The organism is Alkalihalophilus lindianensis (genome assembly GCF_032843265.1).
GTDB lineage: Bacteria > Bacillota > Bacilli > Bacillales > Bacillaceae_D > Alkalihalophilus > Alkalihalophilus lindianensis.
On record NZ_JAWJBA010000854.1, the window covers coordinates 1 to 244 of the forward strand.

Sequence of the window (244 nt, forward strand, 5' to 3'; positions counted from 1 at the left end):
TCGCTTTATGATATTCAACAATCATTGAGCGTTTTACATACACATGCGCAAAAGCACGAATCCGAAAACTTTAACCGGACATCTAATTATCCCATCATTTCCGCAGGAAAAACTATTCTGCTGGAACTAGGGATCATTGGGGAAAGCGGAATGAAAGATTTGCTCGATATTTTGGTGATTTTAGCACAATTGGAGAAGGAGGGGGTTCGGGAAACTCCGGCTTTAAAAGATTTATATAAGAGGG

General features: G+C 40.2%; 1 protein-coding gene. It reads left to right on the forward strand.

Annotated elements, in window-relative coordinates:
- On the forward strand, positions 1-244 hold a 244-nt coding region (locus RYX56_RS24560), incomplete at both ends, for a DNA-binding domain-containing protein (protein ID WP_317124416.1).